Consider the following 16622-nt stretch of genomic DNA (forward strand, 5'->3'; position numbering starts at 1 on the left):
GCGCCCCGCGTACGCCGCCCTCGCCCGCTGTCGGCCCTGAGCGTTAGCGTCCGCTCTGTCCGTGCTGCTACTCGGGCCCTGTGCGCCTCGTCCGGCGGTGGAACCCGGGCGGGGCGCACTGTCCGGACACCCGGCCCGATCGGTACGGACATCGTGTCCAGGGCCTGTCCGTACTGATCGCGCTCGCTGCGGTGACCTGCGCGGACACCTGTCCGGACAACGTGTCCGACTACGTCGTGACCGGTTCCGCAGGGCGCCAGTCCGGGTTGTCGGCGGTCCGGGTGATTTGCCAGGTCTCCTCGCCTCGGTGGCACGTGAAGAGGAGGCGCAGCGGGTGCCCGGCGTACTCCTGCTGCCAGGACTCGTAGGACTTGCCCTCCATCCACCAGCCCGGCATCGTCCGGTTCAGCGCGAGGGGTCGGCCGCGGCCCACCCTGAGGTCGGTGAAGGTCAGCTCTCGGCCGTGCTCGTTGGCGCCGTCGATCCCGGGCCGGAGGCGGAACGGGCCCCAGACGTGGGCCGCGATCTCCTCCGGGGTCGGCCCGTTCGGGTTGGAGTACACGAGCCGCTGCTGGGTCGGGGTGTGGTCGTAGTCGTCGTCCCCGATCCGGATGGTCACGGAGTCCAGGTGGCCGAGAGGGTCCGGGCCGGCGAGGTGCACGAGCAGTCGGGCCGCTCGGTCGCCCTCCCCGGTGAGGGCGAACTCGAACTTCGGGGTGAGCTCGGCGAGCCACCGCTCCCGCTCGATCCGGGCCACGATCTCGGCCGTCCGCCGGGCGTCCTCGGCCGTGTCGCTCGCACGTCCCGTTGCCTCCCATGCGGCAGCGGCGGCCACGACGCTGAGGAAGGCCGCGATGAGCCCGGCGCGGTCCTTCCCGAGCTGGTCCAGGAGGTTGAGCACCACCAGGCCGATGACCGTGGCGAGGAGCGCCAGGACGAGCAGCAGGCGACGGCGCCGACGGAGCCGATCTATGTCTGTCATGGGGGGAGAGTAAGGCGCGGGCGGAGGCCATCGGCGTGCTCCAGCAGACGTGAGGACGACGAGGCTTCCCACGGGGCCTCCGGCCGGCTCAAGCTGACTGACAGGTGAGGGCAGCGCTCCGTAGGATCGCGAGGCCCCGTGCGCGTGGGCGTATTCTCCGCGAGCTGTTCACGAAAGATGCACCGAAACCCGCCGTGTACGGACCGCCGTTACAGTCGGCTCGACGGTCTAGTGGCCCTACGGCCTGGTGGCTACGCTCCTGATCATGACTGATCACGTGCAGGTATCGACCGCCACGCCCACGAAGGACGACGCCGTGGCCCTGGCCGGTTCTGCGGTCAAGGCCCGGCTCGCCGCCGGTGCCCAGGTCATCGGCCCCGTCACCAGCGTGTTCTGGCATCTCGGGGAGTACGGCACCGGCCAGGAGTACAAAGTTCTCCTCACGACCACGACGGAGCGATACCCGGAGCTGGAGGCGCACCTCCTGGCGGAGCACCCGTGGGACAACCCCGAGGTGATCGCCACGCCCATCACGGCCGGCTCCGCGCGCGCCCTGGAGTGGATCCGAGACTCTGTGAGCCCGCAGGAGGGCTAGGACCCCCCGCGTTCGAGGACCGCCCGTACCTCGGGGAGCTGCCGGTGAGGGCGCAGGCTCTCCAGGACGGGCGCGATGCGCTGCATGGGGCGGATGGACGCGACGCCCGTAGCGAGGTCCAGGGCGCGGTTCGTCGTGGCGGCGGCCTCCTCTACCTCCCCGGCGGCGAGGTAGGCCTCCGCGAGCCAGGAGAAATAGAGCGACTTGTCCCGGGCGTACTCGTCCGGGTACCGGCCGAGGGCGTCCGTGAGCGCGGGGACGGCGCGGAGCGGGCGGGAGAGCTCCGTCCAGCAGCGCCCCGTCATGATGCCGAGCTCGGTCCGGTCCACCCACACCGACCAGTCCGGTTGAGGTTCCCCGTCCTGGGCGGTCTCCAGGGCCTCCCGGGCCGAGTTGAGCGCGGCCTCTGTCCCGGCCGCCTGGCCGTCCACAGCGCACGCCCACGCGAGCCGCTCGAAGAGCAGGGCCCGGACGGAGGCCGGCGTCCTGGCCGTGATGGTGGTGCATGAGTCCCGGGCGAAGGTCACCGCCGTCCGCCGGTCGTGCGCGAGGGCGCCGTACGCCAGGAAGGCCAGGCTGTTCCCGTAGAGGTCGGCGTCCCCTGCCTCCTGGGCGTACGCGCGGCTCTCCTCGTAGAGGGAGGCCGCCTCCTTCCCTCGCCCGCCGTCGAACGCTGCCCAACCCGCCTGCTGGGCCTGCTCGGCCAGGAGCGCGGTGAGCCGACGGCGTGCGTCCTCCCCGGCGAAGGAACCGCGCTGTAGGACGGCCTTCGTGCGCTGGACCTCCGCGAGGTACACGCGGTAGGTGTCGCCGCCGCCGAGGATGTCATCCAGGCGCCGGAGCCGGGCGGTGCGCTCCCGGAGGCGGTCCACGTAGGAGGTGGTGATGCGGGCCGGCGGGGCGGCATGGTGGAGGGCGGGGAGCGCGGCGGCCAGCCCGGAGGCGGTGGCCACTTGGAGCACAGTACGGCGGGGCCAGCCCTGCGAAGCAGGAGCGGCGTCCGCCTCCCACGGTCGGGGAGCGAGACCGATCATGTGCCCGGGCACCCGTAAGGCGTCCACGATCTGAACGATCTTCCCGAAGCTGCTGATCCGACCCTGGCCGCGCGCCAGCGTGCCCACGCGCTCCGGCTTGATATCGCACTCGGTGGCGATCCGGGAGTAGCTGATCCTGGCCCGTTCGCGCGCCAGGCGGAACACGGTGCCGAAATCGTGGTTGGTCAACGCGTGCTGCATGGCCGCGTCGTCCAGGAGGTCACGAGGGAGCGCGGTCGGAGGCTGATAGCTCATCGGTCTCTTCCTGCCCGGTAAGGCTGCACGCCTGCTCTCTATGGCGTCTGTACCCATCATGGGGATACCCGGCACGAGGACGCGCGGCATTCGCAAGAACTCCACCCTTTACGTCGAGAGCCCCGGAGGCGTGGTGTGCACTCCGGGGCGTGGACGACTGTTGAGGAGTCGCCATGCACGAGCGTATCCAACTGCCCTTGAGAGGCAGGGAAGTTCTTCCCGAGGCGCTTCCCTCACCGGTGATGGCGGGCCCCGGGGTGCTGGTGCACTTGCGCCGGGACCGCGAGGTGGCCGCCGCATCGTGGCTGATCCTGGCGGCGCCCAACGCCGAGAAGGCCCGCCACGAGTGGGAGGACTACGGGGTGGCCCTGCTGCGGTGCGGGAGTCTGCTCTCCGCCGTGCGCATCCCGGCGGACCTCGTGTACGCGGCGGCCGGCACCGAGGAGTTGGAGCAGGTCCGTGCCTTCCTCGCCGATGTCCTGGACGGCGGGCCGATCTTCCACGACACCGGAGGCCGACAGTTCTACGCCCTCACCCCGGCGAGCGCCCCGAGCACCTGGCACCTGACCGTCGCGGAGTGCCTGGGCTCGAACACCTTCCTGGGCGTGCCGGCCACGGACAGGACGGAGCCCGACTGCCGCTATCCGGCGTACTGGGTCCTCCCCATGGACGGCCCGGGCACGCTGTGCGCGCCGGACGACGTTGCGGGCCTGGTCCTCGCCGGCCACCAGGCGGCCACGAAGAACGCGGAGGCGGACCGGTGACTGTCCTCTCCGCGCGCTTCGCCCCACCCGGGCCGGAGTTCATGCACCGCGTCTCCGCCGCGGCGTGGGTGGAGCCCGGGGTCCTCGGCCCCGAGTACCACGTGTTGCTCACCCCCGCCCGGCCGCGGTCGGCCGAGAACATGGAGCACTACCGGCCTGGGCTCCTCGGCATCGCCAGCGGCCTCGGTCTGGGGCGGCCGGATGAGCCGTACCGGCTCGGTCTCGGCCTCCTCCTGGTCCGGGGCATCGCGTCCCTCGACTACGGGCACCGCTCCTCCACGCTGAACGTCCCGTACCCGGAGACCTGGTACCCACTGGCGCAGCGGTGGGGCCGCGTCCACGTGGCCGTGGGCCTGGCCCGGCGCGAGCTCGGCGGCGGCCTGGGCGCGGACCACGAGTTTCTTTCCGTCTACCGAGGCCGGCGAGCACGATGACCGCACGGCTGCCCTACCTCCCGCGCGAGGGCAAGAGGTTCGACGAGCTGACCGTGGGCTCCCCATGGTGCGCGGTTGCCGTGCCCATGACCTGGGGTCCCCGCGTGCTGACGACGCTGGGCGACCTCGGCGGCCCCGTCTTCGAGGACCCCGGCCGCCTGCACCTGGTGTGGCCGCTTCCCGAGGGCGCGGCAGCCGACTGGCCGGACCTCACCGCGATCCGGGTCGTCCGGTACGGGCCCGGAGACGAACTCATCGTTCCCGCGCGGCATCGGACCCTGTCCGGGATGTGCTGGCTCTGGCCTCCGGAGGAGGACCGCCCGTACGTCGATGTCACCACGCTACGGCGCGCGATCGAAACACTCATCGGTCCGCTGGAAGAAGCCGCGGCGAAGGGCGAGGTGGAGGTGTGCCACTTCTGCGGAGCGGTGACGGCCGCGGTTGTCCTCGTGGCGTGGGGAAAGCAAGAGAGCGGGCCCGGCTGGAGCTGGTACGCCTGCCAGCCCTGCGCCGCCGGCCGCGGTCTGAAGGACGTGACGAGGTCGTGAGCGGTGAGGAGCGCCGGACGGCGTACCCGCCCGACCCCGTCCGGGAGACCGCGAAGGCCGGGCAACGCCGCCATGTCGTGGCTTACCTCGTGGTCCTGGTCGGCCTCGTCTGCCTCCTCACCTAGGGGATTTCGCGGTGAGGCTCCCGGACCGGCCGGAGACCGGGAAGCAGGTGTGGATCGTCGGCCAGTGCTGGAGGTGTGACCGCACCGGCCTTCCGGTCATGTGGCTCGGTCCGGTCCGTAGCGAGGACCACGGCGGCTCCGGGCCGTTCTACGCGTGCGAGCGGTGTATCCGGCGCCTGGAGGAACTGGCGGCCGCATACAGCGCTTGACCCACAGACTTCCGCCCCCGGCCGGGGACTTCTCCCCGCGCGCCCGGTACCGGCTCACGCCGGGCGCACCCGAGGGCGGCACCGCTCCTGCTGTGACGGGAGGACGGCCAACCCCCCCCGGCCCGGAACGGGCCGGCCCCATCCACCATGAGGGAGACCGCTGTGAGCGCGCGCCCCATCCTGAGCGGCGAACAGGCCGCCTCGTGCTACTTCCGCACGACCGTGGACCACCCCAACCGTAAGGCCCTCGTCCAGATTTGCGAGCCGTGCAACGCGCTGTGCGTCCACTGCTTCGTGACGGCGACGAAGCGCGGCAACTACATGCCGCTGGAGAAGGTCCGGGAGCAGCTGATTCCCCAGCTCGCGGAGGCCCGCGTCACGCGGGTGACCATCACCGGCGGCGAGCCGTTCATGCACCCGGACCTCCTGGAGATCATCGCCGCGTTCCGCGAGGCCGGCATGTCCGTAGGCGTGTGCACCAACGGCACCATGTGCTCCGACGAGACGGTGGCCGCCCTGGCGGAGCTTGACGTCCACATGAACGTCAGCCTCGACGGCTTCGCACCGGAGTCCCACGACACGTTCCGCAAGCTCGAAGGATGCTTCGCCGAGACCGTGGACACCATCAAGCGCTTCGCCCGCGCCGGCATCCTCCAGGGCCTCCTGTGCACCCCCAACAACCTGGCGCAGGACCAGGAGTACCGGGACCTGGTGCGCTTCGCGCGGGACCAGGGCGCGAAGTACGTGCTGATGAACCCGCTCGGGAACATGGGGCGCGGCCAGTCGAGGAAGGCACAGGGGAAGCTACGTACCCCGGATGAGCAGATGCGGGAGATCGCCGCCCTCGCCGAGCCCTTCGGGGAGGACGTGGAGCTGGTGAACATCCGGTTCCCCAACGGGGATCGGCCGCTGGCCGGCTGCGAGGCCGGGACCATCGTCTACGTTTTCACGGACGGAGGTGTCGCGATCTGCCCCTACTTGGTTTTCGCGGCCCGGACGAAGGTCTCCCAGCACCCGGACACGGACTTCCTCGTGGGTAACGTCTGGACGGACGACGACATCGCGGCCCGTCTGGACGCGTACGGCAAGTTCTCCGACCGCTGGGACCTCGGAGGCAACTCGACGTGCCGGTCCTGCTCCCTGTCGCCGTCGTGCGGGAAGGGCTGCCCGGCCGCCGTGGTGGCCGCCGGCGAGCGGATCGGCGCCGTGGACACCGAGCAGTGCCCGGTGGTGCCCCGCCAGACGCGTGTTCTGCCCGTGGTCGGTGTCTCGTGATCGCCCGCCGCGGCCTCCTGATCGCGATCGAGGGCCCGGGCGGTGCCGGGAAGTCGACCGTCACGGCCCTCGTCGCCCGCCTCCTGGACACGCAGGGCGTGCCCGCGCTGGCAACCCGGGAGCCCACGGACAGCCCCCTGGGTAACTTGGCGAGGCACGGTACGGACGAGTACCAGGGTGAGGCGATGGCGTGCCTCATCGCCGCCGACCGCTTCAAGCACGGAGAGACGATCCGGCCGCTCTTGGAACGCGGGGATGTCGTGGTCTGCGACCGGTACATCGCCAGCAGCCTCGCGCTCCAGTCCATGGACGGCGTCGACCGCGAGTTCGTGTGGCTCCTCAACGAGAGGGTTCTCCAGCCGGACTTGACTGTGGTGGTGAGCGGGGACCCGGACGTGATCGAGGACCGGCTCAAGGCGCGGGGCGCGCACTCCCGCTACGAGCGAGCAGAGGGCTCCAGCCGTGTGGAGTGCGCCTACTTCGCGGAGGCCACTACATTCCTCCGCAGGAAGGGGCACCGCGTCCTGGACGTGGACGCCACCCGTCTGCCGGCCGACGAGGTCGCCCGCGTCATCGTCGCCGCGATCACACGACTCCGGAAGGACCAGTCCGACGATGCTGGACGTGCTGACGTTCAACCTCAACAACCCGTCCCGGGAGCGCGCGGAGAGGCAGCTCCGGTACCTGGCACAGCGGCCGGAGGCCGTGCTCGTACTGACGGAGACGGCGCGCAGCGCGGGGTGTGAGTACCTGGCCGAGCAGTTCGAGCGGGCCGGGTACGCGGTGACCTTCCCCCGGCCGGCGCACGGCACCCGGGAGCGGGGCGTGATGATCGTGTCCCGCCTCGCCACACGCCTGCCCCCGCTGCCGGTGGACTACCTCCCGCACCGGGTGGCCGCCGTGACCGTCGAGACGAGCGCGGGGCCGCTGGAGATCATTGGGGTGTACGTGCCGTCCCGGGACGCCACGGAGGCGAAGATCACCAGGAAGCGGACGTTCCTGGAGGGTCTGGCCGCCGCGCTCCCCACCGGGGAGACCGGCCGCCGCCTGGTCCTCGGGGACTTCAACATCCTGGAGCCGAACCACATCCCCCGGTACTCGACGTTCCGGCCGTGGGAGTACGAGTTCTACGCCGGGCTCGGCCGGGCCGGGTACCGGGACGCCTTCCGCCTCCTGGCCCCGGACGCCCTGGAGTATTCGTGGGTGGGCCGGACCGGCGACGGTTACCGCTACGACCACGCGCACGTGTCCATGGGTCTCGCGGCGAGCGTGGAGGGGTGCCGGTACGTGCACGAGCCGCGCACCGGCGAGGACCGGCTGACCGACCACTCCGCCCTCACGGTCTCCCTGGCGGTCACCGCCAGGGAGCCGTTGGACGTGACGGACCCGGCCGCTGCGGCGATCGCGCCGGCACTGTTCTAAGGAGCGACGTGGGCCGTCCGTTGGCTGTACTCCGGCCGCCCGCCGAGGCGGACGACCAGGAGGCCGCGTACTACCGGGAGCGACTGGAAGACCCGAGGCTCATGACGGTGAGTCTGGCCGTGAGGGTGAGCGGGTTCGCGTACCTCGCGGTCCCGGTCGGCGGTCGGCGCCTCGGTGGGTTCCTGCCGATGCCGGAGCTGGTAACCGGGTGGGCGGTGAGGTCGCTGCTCCTCGGCCAGTCCGGCTTCCCCCACGTGCGGCTCTCCTGGTCGCCCTACCTGGACTCCTGCCATGTGGTGGCGTGGGGAGAGCGCCCGCCCGATGACCTGGACGACGAGGGCTACGGACGGTTCTACGGCTACAGCCGCGCCGCCATTGACCGATTCGTGGCGCGGCAGGGCCGCGCCGCCTGTTCCTGATCCTGTACGAACCGAGAGAGGACGGCATGAAGGTAGACATCTGGAACCACGTGACGCGGCTGCGGCAGTGGCTCGACGCGGACGCGGCCCCGGCGTCGGCGGAGGACACACGGCTCCTGCGCGTACTCAAGATCTCCGAGGAGCTGGGTGAGGTCGCGGAAGCCGTTCACGGGGCGCTCGGCGCGAACCCGAGGAAGGGGTCTTCCCACTCCTGGTCGGACGTGGTGAAGGAGTTGGCGGATGTCATCGTGACGGCTGCGGTCGCCCTGGACACGGTGAGCGGGGACGCGGAGGCGGCGGTGGCGCAGCAGCTCCGGGACCGTAAGACGGAGGAGCCGGCGGCGGCAGGGGACGTCCGGCTCCTGCGCGTACTCAAGATCTCCGAGGACATGGGGCAGCTCGCCACCGCCGTGTACGGCGCGCTCGGCACGGGCCCGCGCGGCAGCGAGACCGAGGTGACGCACACGTGGGAAGACGTGGAGGCGCACCTCGGCGGGCTCATCCTCACCGCCGTGGAAGCGCTGGACGACCTCACCGGCGACGCGTGGGCGACGGTGGCGGTGAGGCTGCGGTTCCTCGTTGAGAGGGTCGCGGCTTAGCCGGCCATGCCATCCAGCGGGAGGTGGTAGGCGCAGAGGCGATCTCTGGGCGCAGGCATGGAGATCGTCGGCGCAGGATCTCGCCCGCGAACGTGCCGCTCGATGTGGACCAGGCCGAGGGCGGCGACCTGATGTGGGTCGTCGACCAGCGCGTCACCTGTCTTGGCCCCGTCCCACTCCCGCGCAAGGTTTACCTGACGACCCGCCCGGCGTGACGATGCTGAGGTGAGCGTCCTGGAGCCACGATGCCCCGGCACCGGAGGAGGGGTGCCGGGGCATCGTCGTGCCTGCTGCTGGATTACTGATTCGGACGCCGCCAAACGGCAGGAGGGCGGCCCCGCGCAGCTGATGCTGCTCTCCTTATTGATCTTCGACTTTGCGGTCGCACACCGTCTAACTGCCACCCCCGGCCCTCGGAGTGGGAGATGACTGGGAGACGAGTGGGAGACGACCATGGCGCCTGGATGCGTGAAAACGTAAGAAGGCGCTAGATCATGCCAGGAATGGCTGCCTGGTCAGCCGGCCGACTCGCCCGCGTGCGGGCTGAGCACTCCCATGCCCACCAGGATCAGCAGCAGGACGCCCAGCACGATCCGGTAGATCACGAACGGCATGAAGGACTTCGTGGTGATGAACTTCATGAACCACGCGATGACCGCGTAGCCGACCACGAAGGCGATGACCGTGGCGAACAGCGTGGGGCCCCACGACACATGGCCGCTCTCGGCCGCGTCCTTCAGTTCGAACACGCCGGAGGCGAGCACCGCGGGGATGGCGAGGAGGAAGGAGTAACGGGCGGCGGCCTCGCGGGTGTACCCCATGAACAGGCCGCCGGAGATGGTCGCGCCGGACCGGGAGACACCGGGGATCAGCGCCATGGCCTGGCAGAAGCCGTAGATCAGGCCGTCGCGGACGCCCAGGTCCTTCAGGGTCTTGCGCTCGCGCGCGGCGCGGTGCCGGCCGCCGGCCTCCTGGCGGGCCGCGAGCCGGTCGGCGATACCCAGCACGATGCCCATGACGATGAGGGTCGTGGCGGTGATCCGCAGATCACGGAAGGGGCCCTCGATCTGGTCCTTCAGCGTCACGCCGAGCACACCGATCGGAATGGAGCCCACGATGACCAGCCAGCCCATCTTGGCGTCGTGGTCGCCGCGCATCGACCGGTCGAACAGCGACCGGAACCAGGCGGAGACGATCCGCGCGATGTCCTTGCGGAAGTAGAGCAGGACGGCGGCCTCGGTGCCGATCTGGGTGATCGCGGTGAACGCGGCGCCGGGGTCCTCCCAGCCGGAGAACGCGGCGGTGAGCCGCAGGTGCGCGCTCGAGGAGATCGGGAGGAACTCCGTCAGCCCCTGGACGAGTCCGAGGATGAATGATTCGAACCAACTCATGGGGGCAGGGCCGTCCCGGATATGCGTGTGTGGCGGGCGATGGGAGCGCAGCGTACCGCTGGAAGGTGACGGGGGCGTGGACACGAGGTGGCCGCATGGGGCGGCGCCGGGCGGGGCCCGGGGTGACCGGTGCTCAGGCGGGCACGCTCTCGCGTGCGTCGGCGGTGTTCGCCACCTCGGGGTCCGCGTTTCCGGCGGGCTCCCCGGCCGCGCCCCGCAGATGGTGCCGCTTGCGCCAGCCCACCACCGCGGCGCCCGCCCCCGACAGGACGATGAACCCGGCCGAGGCCAGGAACGCGGGGGAGGTGGGCGAGGTGGCCTCGCTGCCCGCGACCGCGTAGGCGGCGGTGTTCGGGACCGAGCCGAGACCGGTCGCCAGCAGGAAGTGCGTGTAGCGCATCCGGGACACCGAGGCCGCGTAGTTGGCCACCGCGAACGGCATCCCCGGGAACAGCCGGATCGCCAGCATCGAGCGGAAGCCGTGCCGGCTCAGCTGCCCGTCCGCCGCCTTCAGCCAGCGGCCCCGGACGTATGGGCGCAGCGCCTCCTGACCGAGCGCGCGGCCCAGGGCGAAGGACAGACCCGCGCCGAGGACCGTGCCGGCCAGCGCCCCCGAGAAGCCGGCCAGACCGCCGAAGAGCGCCCCCGCCGCCAGGTTGAGGATCGGCCGGGGGACGAGCGCCGCCGTGCACACCCCGTACGCCAGACCGAACACGACGACGGCACCGGCCCCGCTCAGTTGCGGCGGCCAGCCCGAGGCGAGCAGCCGCTGCGGCTCGAAGAGCAGCACCGACAGTCCCGCGGACAGCAGAATCACGGCCAGAAACACCAGCCGGGCCTTGGGCGACAGAAGCACGCGGGGAGCGTAACCGACACCCGGGCGTGATCGCCGCATCCGTGCGTGCTCTCGCCATCGCGAGGAGGGGAGGAGGGTGGGTACGGAGGCCGCGTGCGGTGGCCGCGTACGGAAGTCGAGGGCGGAGACGGCCGGGTGCGGTTCCGTGCGGAGGCCGGGTACGGAGGTCGGGTACGGCGGTCGCGTACGACGGTCCCTTACGGGCGGCCCGCCCTACAGTGACCCCATGACGCCCGCCGTCCCCGACAGCACCTCCCCGGACGCCCCCAACACCCCCGAATCTCCCGGCAGCGCCCTCGCCGACACCGTGCTCGCCCGGCTCACCGAGGTCTACCCGGCCGCGGGCGATCCCGTCCGGGCGGGGGAGATGGCCGCGTACATGAAGGACGTGGCCCCCTTCCTCGGTCTGCGCAGCCCGGAACGACGGGCCCTGTCCCGTACCGTCCTGGCCGGTCTGCCCGCCCCCGCCGAGGCCGACTGCACGGCCGTCGCGCTGCGCTGCTTCGCCCTGCCCGAGCGCGAGTACCACTACTTCGCCGTCGACTATCTGCGCCGTCACGCCGGGCGCTGCTCCTCGGCCTTCCTCCCGGTCGCCCGCACCCTGATCACCACCGTCCCCTGGTGGGACACCGTCGACCTGCTCGCCGCGCATGTCGTCGGCGCCCTCGTCGCCGCCGATCCCGCCCTCGCCGCCCGCATGGACGAGTGGATCGCCGACGACGACCGCTGGATCGTCCGCACCGCTCTGCTCCACCAGCTCCGTTTCAAGGACGCCACCGACACCGGCCGGCTCTTCTCCTACTGTCTGCTCCGCTCCGGCGACCCCGACTTCTTCATCCGCAAGGCGATCGGCTGGAGCCTGCGGGAGTACGCCAAGACCGACCCGGACGCCGTCCGCGCCTTCGTCGCGGAGCAGTCCTCCCGACTGTCTCCGCTCTCGGTGCGCGAGGCCATGAAGAACCTTTGAAAGCAAGCGAGTTGGCGTGGAGTGTCGTATTCCCGCCCCCGGCCGGTGCGGGGCCCGGCCGGTCCGGCACACTCGGTTCATGGACAAGACGACGGGGCGTACGGCACTGGTACTCGGCGCGGGCGGAATGTCCGGCGCGGGGTGGGAGATCGGGATCCTGTGGGGGCTCGCCGAGGCGGGAGCCGACCTCACGACCGCCGATCTGATCGTCGGCAGTTCGGCGGGCGCCGTCGTGGGGGCCCAGGTGGCCTCCGGGAAGTATCCGCTCGACGAACTCTACGAGAGCCAGCTCACCGTACCCACCGGAGAACTGCCCGGCCGGCTCGGTGCCGGGGCGATCGTCACGTACACGCTGGCCGTGCTGCGTTCGCGTACTCCCGAGGAGTACGGGCGGCGGCTCGGCCGGCTCGCCTCGGCCACCGGGACCGTTCCGCCCGCCGCCCGCCGCGAGGTGATCGCCGGCCGGATCGGCCGGGACCTCGACTGGCCGGACCGGCGGCTGCTCGTCACCGCCGTCGACGCCGAGAGCGGCGAACTCGCCGCCTTCGACGGCCGCGGGTCCGGTCATGGTCACGGGCCTGGCTCCGGCCGCGACTCCGGCCCCGGCTCCGGCTCCGGCTCCGCGCCGTTCGCGGACGTTCCGCTTCTCGACGCCGTCACCGCGAGCTGTGCCATCCCCGGCGTCTGGCCGGTCGTCGAGCTCGCCGGGCGCCGGTGGATCGACGGCGGGGTCCACTCCACCGCCAACGCCCAGCTCGCCGCGGGCTACGAACGGGTCGTGATCATCGCGCCCAGCGCGGCCGGCAACAAGGCGATCGTGTCCCCGGCCCGCCAGGGCGCCGAACTCGCCGCCGCGGGGGCCCGGGTCGAGGTCGTCACCCCGGACGCCGAGTCGAAGCGGGCCCTGGGCCGGGGCGCGATCGACCCGGCCCGCCGGGTCCCGGCGGCCCGCGCCGGACGCGCCCAGGCCGCCGCCCACGCGAAGGCGGTCGCGGCGGTGTGGGCGGGCTGAGGCCGGGCGGGGCCGGGCCGCGCGAAGGTGTCGTGGCCGGGACTGTGCCGCCCCTGCCGGAGTCCGGCGCCGGCGAGGGTGACACCACCAGCGGGACCGGTGACGGGACCGGTGACGGGACCGGAACCTCGGCCCAGGCGGCACCGAGGCCGGGGGCGAGCAGCCCGCCGGGCCGGTACCGCCGACGGAAGCGGGTCGCGGCCCCGGCACAATGAACGCGTGAACGAGCAGATTCCCGTCATCCGTGACGTCGACTGGGGCACCGCCCGGCTCATGCCCGACGTGGACACCGAGCGGGGCTGGCTGCTCACGGTCGACGGCGCGCCCCAGTCCTACGTCGACCTCGACGACCCGTCCCACCTGGAGTTCGAGTACGCGCAGCGGCTCGCCCATGTCGCGGACCACGCCGCCGCACCGGGCGTCCCGCTCGACGTCGTCCACCTGGGCGGCGGGGCGCTCACCCTGCCCCGGTACCTCGCGGCCACCCGGCCCGGCTCCCGGCAGCAGGTGGCCGAGGCCGACCGGGGACTGCTCGCGCTCGTCGCCGAGTGTCTGCCGCTGCCCGCCGGATCCGGGATCGAGGTCCACGCAGCCGACGCCCGCCAGTGGCTGGAGGCCGCGCCCGACGCTTCGGCCGACCTGCTGATCGCCGATGTCTTCGGCGGCTCCCGGGTTCCGGCGCACCTCACCTCGCTGGAGTACGCGGAGCAGGCCCGGCGGGTGCTCCGGCCGGGCGGCACCTACGCGGCGAACCTCGCGGACGGCGCCCCGTTCGCCTTCCTCCGCGCGCAGCTCGCCACCTTCGCGGCCGTCTTCCCCGAACTGGCGCTGATCGCCGAACCGGCGGTGCTGCGCGGGCGGCGCTTCGGCAACGTCGTGCTCGTCGCCTCCGACCGGCCGGTCGACATCGCGGGCCTGGCCCGCCGTACCGCCGCCGATCCCTTCCCCGCGCGAGTGGAATGGGGCGAGCCGCTGGCCCGCTTCACCGGCGCCGCCCGGCCGGTCCGGGATACGGAGGCGGTGCCGTCGCCCGTACCGCCGGACGGTTCCTTCGGCATCGGCTGACCGCGCGCCGCCACGGGACTTCGCGCGGGTACGGGGGCCGTTCCCGGCCCCGTACCCCGCCTCGTCCCCGTACCCGGACCCGGACCCGGCCGGTCCCAGGCGCTCGGCCCCCCGGCGCTCAACGCTCGGCGCTCGGCGGTCACGACCGCTGGGCCGGCGTCTCCTCGCCTCGCGTCTCCTCGCTCCGGACCGCCTCGCCGTCCGAGCCCGTCACCGTCTTCGTCGTCGCGGGACGGCGCGTCAGGTTCCGTACGTCCGGCACGAGCAGCACCAGCGCCGTGACCACGATGATGATCGTCACGGAGCCCCACAGCGCGGTGCTCCGGCCGAACACCTGCTCGGCGGGGCCGGCCAGCGCCGTGGACAGCGGCAGCATCGCCGTCGAACCGAACCAGTCGTAGGCGGAGACCCGGGACAGCTTCTCCTCGGGGATCTCCTGGTGCATCGCCGTCATCCAGGAGACGCCGAACACCTCGATCGCGACCCCGCTGACGAACATCGCGACGGACAGTCCGAGCACGTCGAGCGGCACCGCGAGCGCCGCCGAGGGCAGCGCGATCGGGAAGACGCACAGGGTGCCCACGAACAGCATCCGGCGCGGCTTCCACCGGGCCATCAGGAACGCGCCGCACAGGGTGCCGACCCCGAACGCGGCGAGCGCGAGGCCCCAGGGCCGGGCGCCGCCCAGGTGGTCGCGGGCGACCAGCGGCCCGTACACCGACTCGGCCGCGCCGATCAGCGCGACCACCACCGAGAACTGGGCGACGATCGCCCACAGCCAGGGGCGGCCGACGAACTCGTCCCAGCCCTCGCGCAGATCGGCGAGCAGCCCGCCGCCCGGCGCGCGGGCGGGGATGTGCCGGACGTCGAGGAAGGCGCGCAGTCCGCCCGCCACCGCGAACGCCGCCGCGTCGATGGCCAGCACCCAGCCCGGCCCGAAGGCCGCGATCAGCGCGCCGCCGAGCGCCGCCCCGCCGATTCCGGCGCCGTGCATGGCCATCCGGAAGAGCGCGAAGGCGCGGCTGACCTGCTCGCCGCTGACGCTGGACATCAGCATGCCCTCGGCGGCCGGGCTGAAGAACGCCTGCCCGGTGCCGCACAGCGCGGTCAGCAGCATCATGTGCCACAGCCGGGCCTCGTCGGTGAGCACGAGTACGGCGAAGACGGCCTGCGAGACGAAGTTGAGCGCGTTGGCGGCGACCATCACCCGGTGCCGGGGCACCCGGTCGGCGATCGCGCCGCCGACGAGGAGGAAGAGCACCAGGGGCAGGGTGCGGGCCATCGCCACCAGGCCCACGTCACCGCCGTCACCGCCGGACTGGATGACGGCGAACGCCGCCGCGATCAGGGCGCCGTGGGTGCCGAGGTTGGTGACGATCGCGGCGGCGGTCAGCAGCAGATAGTTCCGGCCGGCCCAGTCGGGTCTGCGGGAACGGATCACGACTGCGGGGCGCTCGGAGCCAGTCGCACGGTGGAGAGGATCTTCTTGATCGTGGCGTCGGGCAGCTCCTCGTTCACGCCCTTGGCGGCGTAGATCACGAAGGAGGAGTAGTCGCCGTTGGCGTTCTTGAAGGAGAAGGCGAGGGACTTGCCGTCCGACTCGCACTTGTTGCGCTTCTTGATGCCGGGGGCGACGGCGGTGGCCATGCTGCCCTGGAGGCCGGACGCGGTGGTGTACGGCTCGGCCTTGGTGATCTTGATGGTGCCCTTGGGCATGTGCTGGGCGTAGCCGGCCCAGACCCAGTTGCCGGCCTCGTTGTACGCGGCCTCGTCGGTGTTCTTGGCGCCCTGGCCGCCCTTGGTGCCGGCGGTGCTGAGGCCCCAGGTCTCCTCGGTGCCGTCCTTGTTGGTGTCGTACGTGCACCAGTTGCTCTTGAGGTGCGCGGGCGAGGACATGGTGACGACGGGGGAGCCGTCGCCCTTCTCCTCGTCCTCGAAGTACGTGGACATCCCCGGCTTGGAGACCTCCCACTCCGGCGGGACGTCGAACAGTGTGCCGCGCTTGGGGTTGTAGACGACCTTCCAACCGGGGATCGTCGGCTGGACGGACGCCCCGGAACGGGGGTTGTCCAGCGACGGGGACGCCGGGGAGGAGGGCTGCGCGGAGGCGGTCGCCGGTGCCTTGGGGTCGTCGGCCTGGTTCTTCTTGTCGTCGTCCTTGCCGAGGACCAGGTAGCCGGCCACGCCCGCCGCGGCGAGCACCGCCACGGCGGCGACGATCGCCACCACGGTGGTCTGCTTCTTCTTGCCGTCGCCGCCATTGCCGCCGTTGCCGTCGCCGCCGCCGAACTGGGCCGGGGCGGGCACCGCGTACTGGCCGGCCGGCATGGTCGGCTGCTGGTACGGGTTCTGCTGGTCGTAACCACCGGGCTGCCCGTAACCGCCGGGCTGGCCGTAGCCGGGCTGCGGTCCCGGCTGCTGGTACGGGTTCGGCTGGCCGTAACCGCCCGGCTGGCCCGGCTGCTGGTACGGGCCCGGCTGCTGGCCCGGCTGCTGGTTCGGCGCACCGTAGCCGGGCTGCGGTCCCGGCTGCGCGTACGGGTTCTGACTCTGGTCCTGCGGGTTCTGCTCGCCCCCGGGCGGCTGCTGTCCTGGCCACATGGCCAGTAACGATAGATGCCCGACGGGAGGCGGGCTACGGCCGCCCCTGGCGAGGTATGGCCCTGGCTG

General features: G+C 72.1%; 20 protein-coding genes. 14 read left to right on the forward strand and 6 right to left on the reverse strand.

Annotated features, from left to right (window positions below):
- Window positions 1-229: 229 nt before the first annotated feature.
- On the reverse strand, window positions 230-982 hold the full coding sequence (locus ABZ990_RS14675) for a hypothetical protein (RefSeq protein WP_361230682.1): 753 nt from the start codon (window positions 980-982) through the stop codon (window positions 230-232).
- 265 nt (window positions 983-1247) lie between these two features.
- Here ABZ990_RS14675 and cutA point away from each other — a divergent pair, with 265 nt between their 5' ends.
- On the forward strand, window positions 1248-1577 hold the full coding sequence (cutA, locus tag ABZ990_RS14680; RefSeq protein ID WP_361230685.1) for a divalent-cation tolerance protein CutA: 330 nt from the start codon (window positions 1248-1250) through the stop codon (window positions 1575-1577).
- On the opposite strand, the gene ABZ990_RS14685 is transcribed toward cutA, so the two are convergent.
- A complete protein-coding gene (locus ABZ990_RS14685) occupies window positions 1574-2866 on the reverse strand; it encodes an XRE family transcriptional regulator (protein WP_361230687.1) in 1293 nt (430 codons plus the stop codon). The genes cutA and ABZ990_RS14685 overlap by 4 nt on opposite strands.
- 173 nt (window positions 2867-3039) lie before the next feature.
- Here ABZ990_RS14685 and ABZ990_RS14690 point away from each other — a divergent pair, with 173 nt between their 5' ends.
- The 10 genes from ABZ990_RS14690 (at window position 3040) to ABZ990_RS14735 (ending at window position 8876) form a co-directional block, all read left to right on the forward strand.
- Window positions 3040-3630: a hypothetical protein gene (locus tag ABZ990_RS14690; protein ID WP_361230690.1), complete on the forward strand. Its 591-nt coding sequence runs from the start codon at window positions 3040-3042 to the stop codon at window positions 3628-3630.
- Window positions 3627-4064, forward strand: a complete 438-nt coding sequence (locus ABZ990_RS14695) for a hypothetical protein (protein WP_361230693.1) — start codon at window positions 3627-3629, stop codon at window positions 4062-4064. The genes ABZ990_RS14690 and ABZ990_RS14695 overlap by 4 nt, the downstream gene beginning before the upstream one ends.
- Window positions 4061-4612 carry a hypothetical protein gene (locus ABZ990_RS14700; protein ID WP_361230696.1) on the forward strand — a complete coding sequence of 184 codons (552 nt, stop codon included), beginning with the start codon at window positions 4061-4063 and terminating at the stop codon, window positions 4610-4612. The genes ABZ990_RS14695 and ABZ990_RS14700 overlap by 4 nt, the downstream gene beginning before the upstream one ends.
- Window positions 4609-4737: a hypothetical protein gene (locus ABZ990_RS14705; RefSeq protein WP_361230698.1), complete on the forward strand. Its 129-nt coding sequence runs from the start codon at window positions 4609-4611 to the stop codon at window positions 4735-4737. Before ABZ990_RS14700 ends, ABZ990_RS14705 begins: the two co-directional genes overlap by 4 nt.
- A gap of 371 nt (window positions 4738-5108) precedes the next feature.
- Complete coding sequence (locus ABZ990_RS14710; protein ID WP_361230700.1) at window positions 5109-6221, forward strand: radical SAM protein; 1113 nt, start codon at window positions 5109-5111, stop codon at window positions 6219-6221.
- Window positions 6218-6967, forward strand: a complete 750-nt coding sequence (gene tmk, locus ABZ990_RS14715; protein ID WP_361230703.1) for a dTMP kinase — start codon at window positions 6218-6220, stop codon at window positions 6965-6967. Before ABZ990_RS14710 ends, tmk begins: the two co-directional genes overlap by 4 nt.
- Entirely contained in the window at window positions 6849-7643 is a 795-nt protein-coding gene (locus ABZ990_RS14720) for an endonuclease/exonuclease/phosphatase family protein (protein WP_361230828.1), read from the forward strand. The genes tmk and ABZ990_RS14720 overlap by 119 nt, the downstream gene beginning before the upstream one ends.
- An 8-nt stretch (window positions 7644-7651) precedes the next feature.
- Window positions 7652-8062 carry a DUF6302 family protein gene (locus ABZ990_RS14725; RefSeq protein WP_361230706.1) on the forward strand — a complete coding sequence of 137 codons (411 nt, stop codon included), beginning with the start codon at window positions 7652-7654 and terminating at the stop codon, window positions 8060-8062.
- 26 nt (window positions 8063-8088) lie between these two features.
- Entirely contained in the window at window positions 8089-8661 is a 573-nt protein-coding gene (locus ABZ990_RS14730) for a MazG-like family protein (RefSeq protein ID WP_361230709.1), read from the forward strand.
- Between the two features lie 92 nt (window positions 8662-8753).
- Window positions 8754-8876, forward strand: coding sequence for a hypothetical protein (locus tag ABZ990_RS14735; RefSeq protein ID WP_361230711.1), 123 nt, complete (start codon window positions 8754-8756; stop codon window positions 8874-8876).
- Window positions 8877-9176: 300 nt separating this feature from the next.
- Here ABZ990_RS14735 and ABZ990_RS14740 read toward each other — a convergent pair whose 3' ends face one another.
- Both ABZ990_RS14740 and ABZ990_RS14745 read right to left on the reverse strand, forming a co-directional pair.
- Complete coding sequence (locus tag ABZ990_RS14740) at window positions 9177-10052, reverse strand: undecaprenyl-diphosphate phosphatase (protein ID WP_361230713.1); 876 nt, start codon at window positions 10050-10052, stop codon at window positions 9177-9179.
- Between the two features lie 133 nt (window positions 10053-10185).
- Entirely contained in the window at window positions 10186-10947 is a 762-nt protein-coding gene (locus ABZ990_RS14745) for a TVP38/TMEM64 family protein (RefSeq protein ID WP_361230716.1), read from the reverse strand.
- A 187-nt stretch (window positions 10948-11134) separates the two neighbouring features.
- On the opposite strand from ABZ990_RS14745, the gene ABZ990_RS14750 reads away from it, so the two are divergent.
- The 3 genes from ABZ990_RS14750 to ABZ990_RS14760 all read left to right on the forward strand — a co-directional run bounded on the left by ABZ990_RS14750 (window position 11135) and on the right by ABZ990_RS14760 (window position 13952).
- Window positions 11135-11875 (forward strand): DNA alkylation repair protein, encoded by a 741-nt coding sequence (locus ABZ990_RS14750; protein WP_361230719.1) that lies wholly within the window; start codon window positions 11135-11137, stop codon window positions 11873-11875.
- 79 nt (window positions 11876-11954) lie between these two features.
- The gene (locus tag ABZ990_RS14755) at window positions 11955-12887 is read left to right on the forward strand and encodes a patatin-like phospholipase family protein (RefSeq protein WP_361230722.1); all 933 of its coding nucleotides are present in this window, start codon (window positions 11955-11957) and stop codon (window positions 12885-12887) included.
- A 219-nt stretch (window positions 12888-13106) separates the two neighbouring features.
- Window positions 13107-13952 (forward strand): fused MFS/spermidine synthase, encoded by an 846-nt coding sequence (locus ABZ990_RS14760; protein WP_361230725.1) that lies wholly within the window; start codon window positions 13107-13109, stop codon window positions 13950-13952.
- 139 nt (window positions 13953-14091) lie between these two features.
- On the opposite strand, the gene ABZ990_RS14765 is transcribed toward ABZ990_RS14760, so the two are convergent.
- Together ABZ990_RS14765 and ABZ990_RS14770 are read right to left on the reverse strand one after the other, a co-directional pair.
- Window positions 14092-15393, reverse strand: a complete 1302-nt coding sequence (locus ABZ990_RS14765; RefSeq protein ID WP_361230728.1) for an MFS transporter — start codon at window positions 15391-15393, stop codon at window positions 14092-14094.
- Window positions 15390-16553: a hypothetical protein gene (locus tag ABZ990_RS14770; protein ID WP_361230731.1), complete on the reverse strand. Its 1164-nt coding sequence runs from the start codon at window positions 16551-16553 to the stop codon at window positions 15390-15392. The genes ABZ990_RS14765 and ABZ990_RS14770 overlap by 4 nt, the downstream gene beginning before the upstream one ends.
- Window positions 16554-16622 lie beyond the last annotated feature (69 nt).

Source organism: Streptomyces sp. NPDC046203 (genome assembly GCF_040646255.1).
Taxonomy (GTDB): Bacteria; Actinomycetota; Actinomycetes; order Streptomycetales; family Streptomycetaceae; genus Streptomyces.

Excerpts from the sequence above, each read along its gene's own strand:
- ABZ990_RS14675 (WP_361230682.1), bottom strand. The coding sequence starts at position 982 with ATGACAGACATAGATCGGCTCCGTCGGCGCCGTCGCCTGCTGCTCGTC.
- cutA (WP_361230685.1), top strand. The coding sequence starts at position 1,248 with ATGACTGATCACGTGCAGGTATCGACCGCCACGCCCACGAAGGACGAC.
- ABZ990_RS14685 (WP_361230687.1), bottom strand. The coding sequence starts at position 2,866 with ATGAGCTATCAGCCTCCGACCGCGCTCCCTCGTGACCTCCTGGACGAC.
- ABZ990_RS14690 (WP_361230690.1), top strand. The coding sequence starts at position 3,040 with ATGCACGAGCGTATCCAACTGCCCTTGAGAGGCAGGGAAGTTCTTCCC.
- ABZ990_RS14700 (WP_361230696.1), top strand. The coding sequence starts at position 4,061 with ATGACCGCACGGCTGCCCTACCTCCCGCGCGAGGGCAAGAGGTTCGAC.
- ABZ990_RS14730 (WP_361230709.1), top strand. The coding sequence starts at position 8,089 with ATGAAGGTAGACATCTGGAACCACGTGACGCGGCTGCGGCAGTGGCTC.
- ABZ990_RS14740 (WP_361230713.1), bottom strand. The coding sequence starts at position 10,052 with ATGAGTTGGTTCGAATCATTCATCCTCGGACTCGTCCAGGGGCTGACG.
- ABZ990_RS14745 (WP_361230716.1), bottom strand. The coding sequence starts at position 10,947 with ATGCGGCGATCACGCCCGGGTGTCGGTTACGCTCCCCGCGTGCTTCTG.
- ABZ990_RS14750 (WP_361230719.1), top strand. The coding sequence starts at position 11,135 with ATGACGCCCGCCGTCCCCGACAGCACCTCCCCGGACGCCCCCAACACC.
- ABZ990_RS14755 (WP_361230722.1), top strand. The coding sequence starts at position 11,955 with ATGGACAAGACGACGGGGCGTACGGCACTGGTACTCGGCGCGGGCGGA.
- ABZ990_RS14770 (WP_361230731.1), bottom strand. The coding sequence starts at position 16,553 with ATGTGGCCAGGACAGCAGCCGCCCGGGGGCGAGCAGAACCCGCAGGAC.